This is a genomic window from Holdemanella porci (genome assembly GCF_009696075.1).
Lineage (GTDB): Bacteria > Bacillota_I > Bacilli_A > Erysipelotrichales > Erysipelotrichaceae > Holdemanella > Holdemanella porci.
Genome location: NZ_VUMR01000002.1, coordinates 19,544 through 35,396 on the forward strand (window position 1 = coordinate 19,544; position 15,853 = coordinate 35,396).

Sequence of the window (15,853 nt, forward strand, 5' to 3'; positions counted from 1 at the left end):
GATAAATGAGATAAAATATGAAAGTGTATCCTTTTGTCTGTATACATGAAAGAAATGAGGTAAATAACATGAACGAAAAGACATTCAATGATGTAGTAAATCACATGAAAACCTCTGGATTTGTTTACCAAGGTTCAGAAATTTATGGTGGTTTGGCAAATACTTGGGATTTTGGTCCTTTAGGCATTGAATTAAAGAACAATATTAAAAATGCATGGTGGAAACGTTTCATCCAGGAAAGTGAACACAATGTAGGATTGCAGAGTGCAATCTTAATGAACCCTAATGTATGGGTTGCCAGTGGTCACGTTGGCGGATTTAGTGATCCATTAATGGATTGTAAAGAATGTAAGAGCCGTTTTAGAGCGGATCAATTGATTGAAGAAGCCAGCAATCACACAGTAAACTGTGGTGGTATGTCAAATGAAGATATGGAAAACTATATCGCTGAACATGAAATCACATGTCCAAAATGTGGAGCTAAAAACTTTACAAACATTCGTCAATTTAACTTGATGTTCAAAACATTCCAAGGTGTATTAGAAGATGCGAAGAGTACAATCTATTTGCGCCCAGAAACTGCACAGGGAATCTTTGTGAACTTCAAAAACGTACAAAGAACAATGCGTAAAAAATTACCATTCGGTATTGGACAGATTGGTAAGAGTTTCCGTAACGAAATTACACCAGGAAACTTCATTTTCCGTACACGTGAATTCGAACAGATGGAACTTGAATTCTTCTGTAAACCAGGAACGGATTTAGATTGGTTTGAATACTATTGTAAAAATTGTGTTCAATTCTTAAAAGATTTGGGTATCAACGAAGAAAATATTCGTTTACGTGCACATGATCCTGAAGAATTAGCTCACTATTCAAATGGTACAAGTGATATCGAATACCACTTCTCTGAACCTATCGGATGGGGTGAATTATGGGGTATCGCAGACCGTACAGACTTTGACTTAAAAGCACACCAAACAACTTCTAAACAAAACTTAGAATACTTTGATCAAGAAGCAAACGAAAAATACATTCCATACGTTATTGAACCAAGTGTAGGTGTTGAACGTTTGATGTTGGCCGTGATGTGTGAAGCTTACCAAGAAGAACAATTAGAAAATGATTCTCGTGTTGTCTTAAAATTACACCCAGCATTAGCTCCATATAAAGTAGCTGTACTTCCACTTTCTAAAAAATTATCCGATCAAGGGGATGAAGTATTCGCTAAATTAGCTAAACACTTTAGTGTAACGTATGATGATGCACAAAGCATTGGTAAACGTTACCGTCGTCAAGATGCGATTGGTACACCATTCTGTGTTACGGTAGATTTCGAAACTGCAAACGATGGATGTGTTACGGTTCGTGATCGTGATACTATGCAACAAGAACGTATCGCTTTAGATGACCTTGTCTCATATATTGAAAAAAGAATTGAATTTTAATGAGCTGGATATCAGAAGATGATATAAAGGCCATTCGTCAGCAGGCCGATATTGTTGATGTGATGTCCCGTTATATCACATTAGAAAAAAAAGGCAAAGACTATAAAGCCATTTGTCCATTTCATGATGATCACGATCCTAGTTTATCGATTTCGACCGATAAACAAATATTCAAATGTTTCGTATGCGGTACCGGAGGAAATGTCTTCACATTCGTACAAAAGATTGAAAACATTTCCTTTCTAGAAGCCGTTTGTAAGGTAGCGGAACTGATTCATTATCCTTTACACATGGATACAAGTCAGTTTCAACCTAAGGTTGATCAAAATCAGCCTTTATATGACTGCATCCAATCGTACATTCGCTTTTTAACATATGAGTTGCACAGTGAGAATGGCGAAAGCGTGAAAAGGTATTTAAGTCAAAGAAAAATAAATGAAGATATTATAAAAAGATTTGAGATTGGGTATGCACCTGAATCGAGTCGTAGTGTGAAGTATCTCAAGGCAAAAGGTTTTAACGAACAAATACTCACAGATACAGGTTTAATTCGTACTCACGATCTAGATACCTATGCCGTATTCGACAATCGATTGATGATTCCCATTCATGATGAAAATGGAAATCCCGTTGGATTTACGGCCAGGCGTTTAAATGAAGATAAGGATGTAGCCAAATATATCAACACTTCTGAAACAAAGATCTATCATAAGGGCCATTTGATTTTTAATTATCATAGAGCCAAAGAATTTGCGAAAAAGAACAAGCGTTGCATATTAGTTGAAGGAGCTATGGATGTCATTGCCTTTGAAAAGGCAGACATTCATGAAAGTATTGCTTGTTTAGGAACAGCTTGTACAAAAGAACAAATAACGCTATTAAAACGCTTAAACGTCCCTTTGGTTGTCTGTTACGATGGGGATCGAGCTGGTAAAGCAGCTACCTATAAGTTTGGAAAATTAGCCGTTGATTACGGGCTGAATTTTTCCATAGTAAAAAATACAACCGGTAAAGATCCAGATGAAATCTTTAATGAACTTGGAAAAGATGAACTCTATTTATCTGTTCATAAAACTGTATCATTTGTAGAGTTCTTATTTGATTATTTACCGAACCAATATGATTTAGACAATTACGAGGATAAGAAAAAATTCACATCGGAAATGCAGTCATTCATTGAAAGGACATGCACCGATTTTGAAAAGGCCGATTATTATTCTCGTATCCGAGATTTGACAGGATTTGATTTATCACTTCAATCCGAAAATATTCCGGCACCCAAAAAAGAATCCAGAAATAATGCGGCTGTGGTTCGAAATATAGAGCCATTAAAAAATGGAAGAACACTTGCCGAACACGGTGTTTTATGGATGATTCTAAACAGTAAACTTGCGGCCGATCAATTCAAAGATCAGATTGGGTTTTTCCAAGATCCAGTCTGTGAAGAATTGTCATTATATTGTTACGACATGTATCGAAATATGGACCATATCGATTTTGATGTACTCATGAGCTACATTGAAAAAGAAGACGTCCGTAATTTGTTGGTAAGCCTGATGGAAAATCCGTTTCATGTTGATGGATATAATGAAGACTTCTTTAACGATAGTTTAATGAAGATCAAAGAATGTACTTTACAAGACCAAATTGACAATCTCAATGATCAGATCAAGAATGTGCAAGATCCGATGTTAAAGATTTCCTTGGCTAGTAAAAAACAGGTATTAATTATTCAAAGAAATGAAATCTTACATCGAAAGGAAGGATGAAAGTATGGCAAATGAAAAATTAAAGTTTACAAGCTTAGAAGAGGCAAAAGAATTCTTGCTGAAGAGCAAAGAAGAAAATGCCGATGTTTCACAAAAACAATTCTTAGATGCGGTAAGTGCTTTAAATTTAGATGATGATACAATGGACGATCTATATAACTGGATCGACGAAAACTTAATCGAATTTATCGATGGGGAAGAATTAGATGAGGATGAAGTCTTAGACGATGATCTAAACGACGAGGATTTGGACGAAGAAGATTCGATTGCGGAAGAAATTTCCCAATTGGAAAAGACATTCGCTAATTCATCGCATGCCAAGATCAATGACCCCGTTAAGATGTATCTAAAAGAAATTGGTCAAATTCCATTATTGGATCCAAAAGAAGAGCCCATCATTGCTCGTCAGATCCAAGAAGGGGAAGAAGCCAAAGAAACGATGAAAAACCCTGATTTAAGTGATGAAGAGAAAAAGAAACTCGCAAAAGTCATTGCGGATGGTGAACAAGCCAAACAAACGTTGATTTCTTCAAACCTTCGTTTGGTTGTATCTATCGCCAAAAAATATGTAGGACGTGGCATGTTGTTCTTGGATTTGATTCAAGAAGGAAACTGTGGTTTAATCAAAGCCGTTGAAAAATTTGACTACACAAAAGGATTTAAATTCTCAACATATGCGACATGGTGGATTCGTCAATCTATTACACGTGCAATCGCAGACCAGGCACGTACAATTCGTATTCCCGTACACATGGTTGAAACGATCAATAAACTAACACGTGTTCAACGTCAATTGGTACAAGATTTAGGTCGTGATCCATTACCAGAAGAAATTGCCGAAAAGATGGAGAATATTTCGGCGGAAAAGGTTCGTGAAATCCAAAAGATTGCCTTAGATCCAGTCAGTCTAGAAACACCAATCGGTGAAGAAGACGACTCTCACTTAGGTGACTTCATTGAAGATAAAGATACATTATCTCCAGATGATTACACAAACAACCAATTACTAAAAGACGAAATCAATGCCGTTCTACAAGGTCTTACAGAACGTGAAGAAAAAGTATTGCGTTTGCGTTTTGGCTTGTTAGATGGAAGGACTCGTACACTTGAAGAAGTTGGTAAAGAATTTAACGTAACACGTGAACGTATTCGTCAGATTGAAGCCAAGGCATTACGTAAATTGAAAAATCCAAATCGCTGCAAGCGTTTAAGAGATTTCGTAAAATAATGATACCTTGTTCGAATCGAATTCAAGAAATATTAGAATGGGTGAATGGAGAGTGCATTGCGGACATTGGCTGTGATCATGCCTATGTTGTCTGCAACGCCATTTTGAATCATCAATCTAAAAAAGGCTATGCCTGTGATGTGGCACAAGGCCCACTAGATAATGCCAAGAAAACGATTGAAGAGAATCATTTATCCGATTTGGTATCTTGTCGATTGTTGGATGGCATTCAGGGTTTAGAAAGCGATGTCGACCAAATCATTATTTGTGGCATGGGAGGAAAACTCATTATCGATATCCTATCAAAGGGAAATTTGTATCGTGGTTTACGCCTTCTATTATCTTGTCATAAAGATGATTTTGCCTTACGAAAATATTTACACGATCATCATATTCATATTGTGAAAGAAAAAATGATTTATGATCATGGACACTACTATCCTATTCTTGATTGTGTTTGTGAAGATAAGGAACAAGAGGTTTCTACATCCCAACTTTACTTTGGTGTAAACATGCTTATTGATGAAACATATGCAGCGTATTTAGATTTTGAAGAGAATAAGTATAAAAATATTCTTTCCAAAGTCAACAAGCCTGAATTTATTGAAAAAATGGAATATATAAAAGAAATCCGTACTCAGAGAATTTCCTGAATACGGATTTTTGGCTTTTCCATATCGAAAGATAAATAATCTTTGACTTGATTCGTTAAATACGTAGGCGTACTTGCACCACTCGTAATCGCAATCGTAGTATATTTTTCAAAATCTTTTTTATCAATATCTTCGACCGTTTGAATCGAGAAGACATGTTCAATGCCAGCTTGTTTTCCAATATCTACAAGTTTTTGCGAGTTGTTACTAGTTGGATCTCCCACGACAATCAAACAATCGACGTTTTTTAAATCCAAAATAGCTTGTTGCCGAACTCGCGTAGCGTTACAAATCTCATCGTGGAAGAGGGCATTCGGGTATAAGCGTCTAATCTTTTCAAACGTATCCTTCAATTCATAGATCGACATCGTAGTCTGGTTTGTCACAAAGATCTTTGAAGTACTCACTTTAGGAATCTCTTTATGTGGCTCGATCAAATGCACATGCTCACTCATTGTATAAATCGATTCAGCTTCGGGGTGTTTATTTTTACCAATATAGAAAATGGTATACTCTTCATCTAAATATTGCTTCACAATCTTTTGTGTTTGAAGTACAAATGGACAACTCGCATCCACCAAAATCAATCCTTTTTCTTTGGCCTTTTCATAGACTTTAGGACTGACGCCATGTGCTGTAAAGATCACAATGCCTTCATGGATTTCATCCAATAATTCCACGCGTGTCTTTGACTTATCTTCAATGGTATCAATGGAATAATATTGAAGCGCTTTTTTGACATATTGATTATGCACTAGATTACCCAATATGGTAATCTTTTGATCTGGATATTGAATTCTTGTTTTTTTGGCGGTTTCAATGGCTTTTAAAACCCCACCGCAATAGCCCTGAGGCTTGACTATAATAATATTTTGTGTTTTCATATATTCATTATGCCCTAATTTTTTGTATTTGTAAAATGGGAAGAATTTTGGGATAATACTAAAGTAAGGATGTGAAAATTATGAAGAATCGTATTCAAGAAATAATGGACTTAGAACGTTTTAAAACTTTAACACCGATTCAAGAACAGGTGTTAAATCGTAAAAATAAAAATAGAGATATCATTGGTGTATCCAGTACAGGATCAGGAAAGTCACACGCTTTCTTTATGCCTATCTTTGAGATGCTAGACTTTGATCAAGACTGCGTACAAGCTGTTATTTCAGCTCCAACTAGAGAACTTGCATACCAATTGTATGATCGTTGCCGTAAGATTGCCAAACACTTTAATGTACGCGTAAAATTAGTCACAGGTGGTATGGAAAAAGTGACACAAATGGAAAAGCAGCCACAAATCGTCATTGGTACGCCTGGAAGAATGAAAGACATGTTTATTAAAGATAATGTCTTGCGTTTGGATACGGCTAAAATTGTCGTAATTGATGAAGCGGATATGACCTTAGAATTTGGTTTCTTAGAAGATATTGATGAAATTCTATCGAAGATGGATAAGAAGGTTCAAATGATGGTTTTCTCGGCAACCATTCCAGAATCTTTACAACCATTCTTAAAGAAATATTTATATGATCCAGAATTTATTGAAATCAAAAAGGAAGAAGCTTTCCAAAGCGATGTAAAACACATTTTAGTTCCTTGTAAGCATAAGAGCTACGAACAAAAGATCTTAGACGTACTTCCATGTATTCAACCTTATGTATGTTTGATTTTTGCGAATACTACGCTAGAAGCTCAAAGTATTGCGAACACCATGCGTGAAAATGGCTATGATTTAGTCGAACTTCACTCAGGTCTTGAATCACGTGCACGTATGCAGGCCATTAAAATGATTCAAAGCCAGAGGAAAAGCTACATTGTCGCCAGCGATATTGCCAGTCGTGGAATTGACTTAGAAGGAATTACGCACGTTATTAGTTGTGGATTCCCAAAAGATTTAAAATTCTATATCCACCGTGCAGGTCGTACCGGAAGAGCGAGTCGTGATGGACTATGTATCGCTTTATATAAAGAAAGTGATACGAAATCAATTCAGTCATTAATCAAACAAGGCATTGCATTTGAACATCAGGATGTAAAGAATAAACAATTTGTAGATTTAAAACCATATGTGAACAAGCGTCCAATGAAAAAGGATGAATTTCATGAAGAAGTGGAAAAAATCGTTCATAAGAAAAAGAAAGTAAAACCAAACTATAAGAAAAGACAACGCCAGGAAATTGATCGTATGAAACGTAGAAAGCGTCGTGAAATGATTAAGTCGGATATTAAGCGCCAACAAAAAGAGCGTGCGAAAGAAAGACAACGCCAAAAAGGAATGGACGCATGATCTATTTAGGTAGTCACGTATCTTTTAAAGCTCCAAATTACTTTAAAGGTGCTATTGAAGAAGCACTATCCTATGGAGCAAACGCTTGTATGATTTATACGGGTCCTCCAAGCAATACGCGTCGTGTGGATGTATCTAAATTAAAGATAAAAGAAGCCAAAGACTATATGGCTGAACACAATTTTTCTATCGATCGCGTGATTGTACATGCACCGTATATCATTAACTTGGCGAATGCTCTAAAACCAGAAACAGCCCAGTTTGGGCAAGACTTTTTAAAAACGGAATTAGAGCGTGTTTCTCAAATTGGTGCAACAACACTTGTACTGCATCCAGGAAGTCATGTAGGAGCGGGTATGGATGTAGGTATTGAATGGATTATCAATGGTTTAAATGAAGTGTTAGATCATGATGATACAGAAGTTAAGATTGCCCTAGAAACGATGGCTGGAAAAGGGAATGAGTGTGGCTTTACCTTTGAACAGTTAGCCAAGATCTATGCAGGAATCCATAAAAAATCGCGTATTGGTTATTGTATGGATACATGTCATATTTGGGATGCCGGGTATGATATTACGCATTTTGATGAAGTTTTAGATCAATTTGATTCTATTTTAGGTTTAGAGAATCTTTTATGTATGCATATCAATGATTCTAAGAATTCACTCGGTGCACATAAGGATCGCCATGAAAATTTAGGAAAAGGCTATATAGGCTTTGATGTATTGCACTCCATTGTGCATCATCCTAAATTAGAACATGTCACAAAAATATTAGAGACACCTTTTATTGATGGAAAGGCGCCTTATAAAGAAGAAATCTCAGCATTGCGCTGAGATTTTTTAAAATTTATCAATTTCTTCCTTTAAACGAGCCACAATCTTGTCTTGAGGAATCTTTTCAATGATTTCACCCTTCTTGATTAATAACCCCTCTTTTTTTCCGCCTGCAATGGCGATGTCAGCATGTTTTGCTTCTCCTGGACCATTGACAGCACATCCCATGATGGCGACTGTGACATCTTTATTGACGGTTTGAAGATAGCTTTCAATTTCATTTACGGCCGGTTCCATATCCCATTGTGTACGTCCACAAGTTGGACATGCGATTAGATTCGGTACGTTTTGAATCAATTTACAATCTTTTAATAATTCTTTGACAATGGGAATCTCTTTTTCAGGAGCCCCATTAACACTAATACGAATCGTATTTCCAATACCTTCATTTAATAATGTACCTAAAGCTAAGCTGGACTTAATGGCACTTGTCATTGTAGTACCTGCTTCGGTTACACCTAAGTGTAGTGGGTAATCAAAGGTTTGGGCAGCAAAGCGATAGGCTTCAATACAAAGTAATGGATCACTGGATTTAAAAGATAATACCGTATCATAGAAATCTAGATCTTCTAGAATTTGTACATGTCTTTTTGCACTTTCAATCATACCTTGGGCTGTTGGCCTACCATATTTTTCATGAATATCCTTTTCTAAAGAACCACCATTGATTCCAATACGAATCGGAATGTGTTTTTCTTTACATGCCTTCACAACCTTTTCTACATTTTCTCTAGCCCCAATATTACCTGGATTTAAACGAATCTTATCTGCGCCTGCATCAATGCATGCCAAGGCTAAACGATAATCAAAATGAATATCGGCTACTAATGGAATATGAATTTGTTTCTTAATGTCTTTAATGGCTTTGGCATCCTCCATATCCATACAGCTGACACGAATCAATTCGCATCCCATTTTTTCAAGGTTTAAAATTTGTTTGACAACTTCATCGGCCTTTTTAGTTTCTATGTTACACATAGATTGAATAATGACGTGATTATTATGTCCAATTTCAAGATTTCCTACTTTTACTTGACGAGTTTCAGTTCTTTTCATAGACAACCTCCATGACTAAAGTATACGCCATTCCTTCTTTTTTTTCCATTTCATCTTAGAAACGTGTATAATATATAATGTTTCGTACAAAGGGGGATCCAATTGAAAAAGAGTAGAAAAACATTGAAAAGGACAAATCAAAATGTATCTGTTGATCAAGTCATTTCCAATCGTATATTGATACTTACGCTTATAATAGTCGTGTGTTTCTTGGTCATCTTTTTACGATTGTTTTATCTGCAGATCATTTCATATAATGACTATACCGCCAAGCGTGAAGACTATACGTCCATCAAACAATATACATCGGCACCACGAGGCCAGATTTATGATTGTAAGGGAAGAATCTTAGCTAAAACAGTAGTCAGTCACAATATCGTTTTTACTTCACCCAATAATTTTGATGAAGATGACTATGAACTTTATGCCAAGCGTATTGTAAAAGTCTTCAGTGTCAGTGCTAAAGATTTTACGGATGAAGATAAAAAACAAGCGTATATCACATACAAATCATTCTTATCACCAAGTGATAATGAATATGCTGCCAATCATTTATTGACTGCTAAAGAATTAAAACAATATAAAAATGGGGCATGGGGTGATGATGCTGAAAGTAAAAGATATCAAATTTTAATGAATCGTATTGGTAAGAAACAAATTGGAGAAATGTCTCAGGCCGATCTAAAGATGTGTGTCATCTACCAAAGAATGGTGGACAACCAAAGTACAGGTCAAGAAAATGTTGTATTAGAAGATGTCAGTGATGATGATGTCGCGTATTTAGTAGAACATAAAACGGATTTTCCTGGTTTTGACGTTGATTTTGGAGGTTGGAAACGCGAATATCCATATGGCGAATCTTTATCCGACGTTTTAGGTAGTGTTACTACAAGCACCCAAGGATTACCAAGTGAGCTTGCCAGTTATTATCTATCTAAAGGCTATCAATATAATGCGAGTGTTGGAAAATCAGGCCTAGAATATCAATATAATGATTTATTAGCAGGAACCACAGAAATTGCCAAGATCACCTATGATTCAAAGGGGCTAGCGCAAAAAGAAGTGATTCAGGAAGCCAAAAAAGGATATGACATTCATTTGTCAATTGATATAGATCTTCAATCTACATTAGATAATGTATTAAAGAATACTTTGAGTGAGAATGGGGGTACGAAAAATCGTGAAAACTTCCAATCTTTATTTACGACTGTTTTAAATTCAAAAAATGGTTCGGTACTTGCGATGTCTGGCTATCAAATGGATCTAGATACCAAAGAAATGACCTACTTTGCCGCTGGTAACTATATGTCTTTAGTGAACCCAGGATCTTGTATCAAGGGGGCTACTGTCTATATGGGTGAGAGTGAACATGTCGTAAGTCCAGGTGAAGTGATTGTCGATAAAGTTATGAATATTGGTGGTCAGGAATTTGGTTCATATGAAGACCATGGACCTGTTGATGATGTATCTGCACTACAAGTAAGTAGTAACGTTTATATGTTTAATGTAGCCATTCGTTTAGCCGGCTCAAGCTATGTAGAAAAAGAACCATTAGCTGTGGCAGACCTTCAAGGTACGCTAAATTTAATGCGTTCTTATTATTCGATGTTTGGCCTAGGCAACAAGACGGGTGTGGATGCGCCAAATGAATCGAGCTCTTATATGGGTTATGGTTCTGAACCAGGTATGATACTAAACTATTCGATTGGTCAGTTTGATATGTATACACCACTTCAATTGGCTACTTATGGTACAACCATTGCCTCAGGTGGTAATTTATATGAACCACACTTTATGGCCTATGCGACAGAAGTCAATTCGAGTGAAGTAGTTATGAGTAATGGCAAAAAAATTAAATCTACATTACCTGAAAAGAATGCACAATATTTAGAGCGTGTGCAACAAGGATTTAGAGCCTGTGTATCTTCTGGCTATTGTGGGGATGAGCTAAAGGATATTGGTGTGGAAGTATCGGCGAAAACAGGTACAGCTGAAGTTGGCGATTATACAACCGCAAACCTGGTTGGATATGCACCAAGTTCGTCTCCAACGATGTCTTTTGCGTGCTCGGCACCGACTTCTTCAATGAATACTAAAAGCGTTGCACCAAACATTTGTCAAACAGCTGTTATGCCAGAAGTGGTGAAAAAATATTTTGAATTGTATCCAGCGAGTTAAAATTTTGGAAATGACTTGAAATTGACTTGTAAGTTATGCTAGAATCAACTAGTAATTACTAATGTGAGGAGGACTGAACATGAGAGATCGTATTACATTTAAGTGCTCTGTTTGCGGTGAAGAAAACTATATTGGTACAAGAAATAAGAAAAAACATCCTGAACGTATGACTGTTAAAAAATATTGTCCAAAATGCAATCAGCAGACTGAACATAAGGAGAAAAAGTAAGAAAGACCGTTTTATTCGGTCTTTTTTATGTATTAGACTATGAAAGTACTTCAACAACCCTTAGGACCCGTACAGGCGAATTGTTATTTGGTGATGGAAAATCATCATGCTATCTTGATTGATCCTGCAGATATGTATCCAAACCTTGAATTCATCTTAAAAGAAAATGAATGCACTCTAGAAGCCATTGTTTTAACACATGCTCACTTTGATCATATTTCAGGCGTAGATAAGATTGTGGATGCATTCCATTGCGATGTGTATTTAAATCCCAATGAATTTGATTTTCTTCAAGATCCCGATTTAAATTCATCTTCTGCCTTCTATATGGATGTTACATGTGTCGTAAAATGTAAACCCATTTTAGAAGGAAAGAACACCATTGCAGGATTTGATATAGAAGCCATGTATTGTCCAGGACATTCCATCGGTTCAACTGTATTAAAAATTGAAGATTGTTTATTTACTGGAGATGTTTTATTTCAAGGATCTATTGGAAGAATGGATTTGGCAACAGGCTCTGTATCCAGTATGAAACAATCTTTAAAAAAATTGGTTCAACTAGACAAGGATTATAAAGTATATCCAGGTCATGGCCCATCCACTTCTTTATCGCAAGAGAAAAAATGGAACGAAAGTTTAAAATATGCAGAAATTTATTAGAATTTCTGCTTTTTTTTTCGTATATGAGAAGGGGGTGATAAAAAATGGATGATTTATTACAAGATCTCATTGCGTATGCGATTGAAAAAAAGGCAAGTGACATTCATTTTGTTGTACAGAATCAAAAGCTTCAGATCAAACTTCGAACGCAAAATGATATGTTAGATGTCTACCAAGATATTTGGCAGCCCGCATTCTTTGAGTATCTCAAGTTCATTTCTAGAATGGATCTTACCAGTCCATATGTTCCACAGAGTGGCCAATTCAAAATTTTATTTCATAATCACGAAATCTTCTGTCGTTTCAGTATGCTGAATAATCATAACGTGCAAACGGGTGTTATTCGAATGTTGAATACGATGCATGCGATTGAACTGAATGCTTTATCTTTATGGAAAGAAGACACGAATTTTTTCAATTCACTTGTGCCATTAAGACAAGGCCTTGTCATCAGTGTAGGTCCGACCAATAGTGGAAAGACTACGACGCTACATGCCTTACTTCATGAGATTGCCAAAACCAAGAAGCATAAAGTGGTCAGCCTTGAAGATCCCATTGAGATTGAGGATGATTCTTACTTGCAGCTGCAGATCAATGAAAGTATGGGATTTACCTATGATGTCGGTATTGAACAATTGTTGCGGCATGATCCTGACATTATTTGTATTGGTGAAACAAGAAACAGCTATACCGCAAAGATGGTCTTGAGAGCGAGTTTAACTGGTCACTTTGTTTTTACGAGTATTCATGCCAAAGATGGAAAGGAGTGTATTCGTCGTCTTGAAGATCTAGGTGTATCTAAGAAAGATCTGGCTAGTGTTTGTACGGCCATTATTTCGCAACGCCTATATTCTAGAGGTGACTCTAAGGTATGTGTTTATGAAATCATGGATCAAAAAACGTTGCAGTATGTCTTGGAACACGGAAGGTATCCAAAAGAATTTAAAACTTTATCTAAAAAGATTACAGAAGGTATTGAAAAAGGATATATCGTGGATGCCCAGGCAAAATACGATAGTCTTGGTTTTTCGGGATGAAATTGAACAATTTGCGATGTTGATGAATCAAGGCTTGCCATTAGATACATTGATTCATTTAACGTTTAAAAAGGATGAAGAAATCATAACGTATTTAAAAGAAGGGATGAGTCTTCAAGAAATATTTACTCTAAATCAAAAGAAATTGTATTTTAAATATTTACGAATTCTATCTGAAAAATTAAATTTAAGTGATTCGTTAAATTGCATAAATAAAATTGAGAAAAGTTCGAATACTTTTTTTGAAACACTTTTAAAGAAGATTAACTATCCGTTCTTTTTATTGATCTTTGCGTTCTTTATGATTCTATTCTTTTCAGACTATGTCCTTGTTCAAATGAAAGACTACATTTCAGATAGAATGGTATTTGTGTTTATCCATCTATTAAAGTGGGGGTTTGGATTTGCGATTCTGTCCATTGTCTTCTATTTGTTTCTTTATTATGTATTGTTTTATAAATACAATTCGAAAATGAAATGTCCATTTCGGTTAATGAAAAAAATGATATCGCTCCAATTTGTATGTATGTATCAAGCTTTAGACAAGTCTTATACTTCGACGCAGGAAATTTTAGAAACATTAGCGTGTATGGATTTTAGTGTTATTGGAAAGGTTTCCAATGAAATTCTTGCATGTTTAAAAAATGGAAAGAATATAGAAGAAAGTTTTCTAGAAATCGAAGTGTTTGATTCGGATTTAAAAAAGATGTTGGTCTATGCCTTAACGAGCAACCAAATGCATGTCTTTTTTGACTTGTACATGAAGAAATGCAGTGTGGATTTAGAAAAGTCTGTCAAGAAGATATCGACGGGTATTCAATTGTTTTCGTATATCAGTATTGGAATCTTAGTTTTGATTGTCTATCAAATTATGATGATGCCACTCAATATGTTAAATGAATTCTAAAAGGAGAAAGAAAAATGGAAAAGAAAAATGGTTTTACAATACTTGAAATGATGATTGTGATGTTGATTGTTGCGCTACTTTTATTGATCACACTTCCAAATATTCAACAAAAAGAAAAAATTATTCGTAATAAGGGGTGTGAAGCTTTACTTGAAATTGTCAACTCGCAAATCATGTTATATGAAATCGATCAATTAGAAACGCCAACAAGTGTGCAGGAATTGATTGATTTTGGTTATTTAAAAAAAGGACAGGATACATGTCCGGATCATAGTAAAGTGGTGATCGTAGATGGGCAAGCCGTATCCCAATAAGAATGGATTTACCCTTGTTGAAGTGTTAGTGGTGCTGCTTATTGTTTCTATGCTTGGATTTGGGCTTTCTACAAAGATGCACTCTTCTTTATATGTGTTTATGAAAAATCTGCAGACTCTATGTATTACGGCACAGGAAAAAGCGTATGTAAAACATCGAAAAGTGTATGTTGAAATTGGTGATTCGATCTATATTGATGAAATTGAATATGGAATACCACATGATATTGCGTGTGATCATGTATCTTTTTACTACAATGCTAAGGGCAACATGTCTAAGGCTATGTCACTCCATTGTCAAAATGCATCGAGTCAAATGAAACTTGTTTTCCAGGTTGGAGCTGGGAGGGTTCGTCTTGAAAAAGAATAATGGCTTTTTACTCGAAGATGCCTTGTTTGCGTTCTTTGTGATTTTGGTTTGTGCAAGTCTGGTGTTGAATGGTATTTATACTTTATATTTTCAAAGGAATCTAAAGATTGATGAAAAAATTGAAAAGAAATGGTTTTACACTGATTGAAGCTTTGTTGGCGTTGTTTATCACAAGTTTAGTCAGTTTATTAGGCTGTATGCTTATGCGTTGTGCTTTGCACTTTGCCCATATGGATGTGGACACGCAAAATCAATTTGCGGTTTTACAATTAAGAAGAGAACTTGCACAATCAAATGATTTGAAAATAGAATCGGACTGTCTAAGTTATATTTTAAATCATGAAAAGAAGGTCTTGTATTTTGATAAGCATCGTATTGTGAAGAGTCCTGGCTATGAAATCTATATGGAACAAATTGATGAGGCTATATTTTATAAGAAAGAAGATGGATATTATGTTTGGTTCAAAAAGAAGAATAAAACCTATGACTTTGAACTCTATTAATGGGTATGCGAGTGAAGTAAGTCTAGTGTGTTTATTTCTAGTGCTTCAGATTGTATCCTTTTTATCGTTGAGTACCCTTCAAAATGTGTATTTATTAAAGGCTAATCAACAAAATATTCTTGAACTATCCATTGTAGATCATGCCAAGCATATGATCCATCATAATAATCGCATTAAGTTATGTCATACGAGTGAAAAAATAATAAAGGACAAAGATGAAAGGATACAGAATATAGATGTGCATTTTGAAGATCAAAAGACTTTTATTGAATGTACATATTTAGATGTTTCAATGAAAATCTATTATGATGATAAGGCAATCGTTTCGGTTGATATTGACGAACAATGAAAAAAAAGATAAAATTGATGCATAGC

The 15,853-nt window shown here is 35.5% G+C and carries 18 protein-coding genes and 1 other annotated feature (1 of these 19 only partly in view); of the genes, 16 read left to right on the plus strand and 2 right to left on the minus strand.

Features of this window, described 5'->3' with window-relative positions; translation table 11 throughout:
• Positions 1-68 precede the first annotated feature (68 nt).
• The 4 genes from FYJ55_RS00565 to FYJ55_RS00580 are packed head-to-tail and all read left to right on the plus strand — an operon-like array spanning position 69 to position 5,098.
• Complete coding sequence (locus tag FYJ55_RS00565; RefSeq protein ID WP_118114510.1) at positions 69-1,448, plus strand: glycine--tRNA ligase; 1,380 nt, start codon at positions 69-71, stop codon at positions 1,446-1,448.
• On the plus strand, positions 1,448-3,217 hold the full coding sequence (dnaG, locus tag FYJ55_RS00570; protein WP_154555186.1) for a DNA primase: 1,770 nt from the start codon (positions 1,448-1,450) through the stop codon (positions 3,215-3,217). Before FYJ55_RS00565 ends, dnaG begins: the two co-directional genes overlap by 1 nt.
• A 4-nt stretch (positions 3,218-3,221) precedes the next feature.
• Positions 3,222-4,445 carry an RNA polymerase sigma factor RpoD gene (rpoD, locus tag FYJ55_RS00575; RefSeq protein ID WP_154555187.1) on the plus strand — a complete coding sequence of 408 codons (1,224 nt, stop codon included), beginning with the start codon at positions 3,222-3,224 and terminating at the stop codon, positions 4,443-4,445.
• The gene (locus FYJ55_RS00580; RefSeq protein WP_154555188.1) at positions 4,445-5,098 is read left to right on the plus strand and encodes a tRNA (adenine(22)-N(1))-methyltransferase; all 654 of its coding nucleotides are present in this window, start codon (positions 4,445-4,447) and stop codon (positions 5,096-5,098) included. The genes rpoD and FYJ55_RS00580 overlap by 1 nt, the downstream gene beginning before the upstream one ends.
• Here FYJ55_RS00580 and ispH read toward each other — a convergent pair.
• The gene (ispH, locus tag FYJ55_RS00585) at positions 5,083-5,982 is read right to left on the minus strand and encodes a 4-hydroxy-3-methylbut-2-enyl diphosphate reductase (protein ID WP_154555189.1); all 900 of its coding nucleotides are present in this window, start codon (positions 5,980-5,982) and stop codon (positions 5,083-5,085) included. The two genes, FYJ55_RS00580 and ispH, sit on opposite strands and share 16 nt — an antisense overlap.
• An 80-nt stretch (positions 5,983-6,062) precedes the next feature.
• On the opposite strand from ispH, the gene FYJ55_RS00590 reads away from it, so the two are divergent.
• Positions 6,063-7,385, plus strand: coding sequence for a DEAD/DEAH box helicase (locus FYJ55_RS00590; RefSeq protein ID WP_154555190.1), 1,323 nt, complete (start codon positions 6,063-6,065; stop codon positions 7,383-7,385).
• Positions 7,382-8,221, plus strand: a complete 840-nt coding sequence (locus FYJ55_RS00595; RefSeq protein ID WP_154555191.1) for a deoxyribonuclease IV — start codon at positions 7,382-7,384, stop codon at positions 8,219-8,221. Before FYJ55_RS00590 ends, FYJ55_RS00595 begins: the two co-directional genes overlap by 4 nt.
• 6 nt (positions 8,222-8,227) lie before the next feature.
• On the opposite strand, the gene ispG is transcribed toward FYJ55_RS00595, so the two are convergent.
• Positions 8,228-9,277, minus strand: coding sequence for a flavodoxin-dependent (E)-4-hydroxy-3-methylbut-2-enyl-diphosphate synthase (ispG, locus tag FYJ55_RS00600; RefSeq protein WP_154555192.1), 1,050 nt, complete (start codon positions 9,275-9,277; stop codon positions 8,228-8,230).
• A 102-nt stretch (positions 9,278-9,379) separates the two neighbouring features.
• On the opposite strand from ispG, the gene FYJ55_RS00605 reads away from it, so the two are divergent.
• The 10 genes from FYJ55_RS00605 to FYJ55_RS00650 all read left to right on the plus strand — a co-directional run bounded on the left by FYJ55_RS00605 (position 9,380) and on the right by FYJ55_RS00650 (position 15,827).
• Positions 9,380-11,455 carry a peptidoglycan D,D-transpeptidase FtsI family protein gene (locus tag FYJ55_RS00605; protein WP_229771016.1) on the plus strand — a complete coding sequence of 692 codons (2,076 nt, stop codon included), beginning with the start codon at positions 9,380-9,382 and terminating at the stop codon, positions 11,453-11,455.
• A 79-nt stretch (positions 11,456-11,534) separates the two neighbouring features.
• Positions 11,535-11,684, plus strand: coding sequence for a 50S ribosomal protein L33 (rpmG, locus tag FYJ55_RS00610; RefSeq protein ID WP_003864966.1), 150 nt, complete (start codon positions 11,535-11,537; stop codon positions 11,682-11,684).
• A gap of 39 nt (positions 11,685-11,723) precedes the next feature.
• A complete protein-coding gene (locus tag FYJ55_RS00615) occupies positions 11,724-12,347 on the plus strand; it encodes an MBL fold metallo-hydrolase (protein WP_154555193.1) in 624 nt (207 codons plus the stop codon).
• Positions 12,348-12,391: 44 nt separating this feature from the next.
• Positions 12,392-13,384, plus strand: coding sequence for an ATPase, T2SS/T4P/T4SS family (locus FYJ55_RS00620; protein WP_154555194.1), 993 nt, complete (start codon positions 12,392-12,394; stop codon positions 13,382-13,384).
• Positions 13,344-14,291: a type II secretion system F family protein gene (locus FYJ55_RS00625; protein WP_195836624.1), complete on the plus strand. Its 948-nt coding sequence runs from the start codon at positions 13,344-13,346 to the stop codon at positions 14,289-14,291. Before FYJ55_RS00620 ends, FYJ55_RS00625 begins: the two co-directional genes overlap by 41 nt.
• Positions 14,292-14,305: 14 nt before the next feature.
• Entirely contained in the window at positions 14,306-14,605 is a 300-nt protein-coding gene (gene comGC / locus FYJ55_RS00630) for a competence type IV pilus major pilin ComGC (protein ID WP_117571621.1), read from the plus strand.
• Positions 14,583-14,975 (plus strand): prepilin-type N-terminal cleavage/methylation domain-containing protein, encoded by a 393-nt coding sequence (locus FYJ55_RS00635; RefSeq protein WP_154555196.1) that lies wholly within the window; start codon positions 14,583-14,585, stop codon positions 14,973-14,975. Before comGC ends, FYJ55_RS00635 begins: the two co-directional genes overlap by 23 nt.
• Entirely contained in the window at positions 14,962-15,123 is a 162-nt protein-coding gene (locus FYJ55_RS00640) for a hypothetical protein (RefSeq protein WP_154555197.1), read from the plus strand. Before FYJ55_RS00635 ends, FYJ55_RS00640 begins: the two co-directional genes overlap by 14 nt.
• Positions 15,086-15,478, plus strand: a complete 393-nt coding sequence (locus FYJ55_RS00645) for a prepilin-type N-terminal cleavage/methylation domain-containing protein (RefSeq protein WP_154555198.1) — start codon at positions 15,086-15,088, stop codon at positions 15,476-15,478. Before FYJ55_RS00640 ends, FYJ55_RS00645 begins: the two co-directional genes overlap by 38 nt.
• A complete protein-coding gene (locus FYJ55_RS00650; RefSeq protein WP_154555199.1) occupies positions 15,429-15,827 on the plus strand; it encodes a hypothetical protein in 399 nt (132 codons plus the stop codon). The genes FYJ55_RS00645 and FYJ55_RS00650 overlap by 50 nt, the downstream gene beginning before the upstream one ends.
• An 18-nt stretch (positions 15,828-15,845) precedes the next feature.
• Positions 15,846-15,853: a binding site (T-box leader), on the plus strand; it runs 190 nt beyond the window's last position.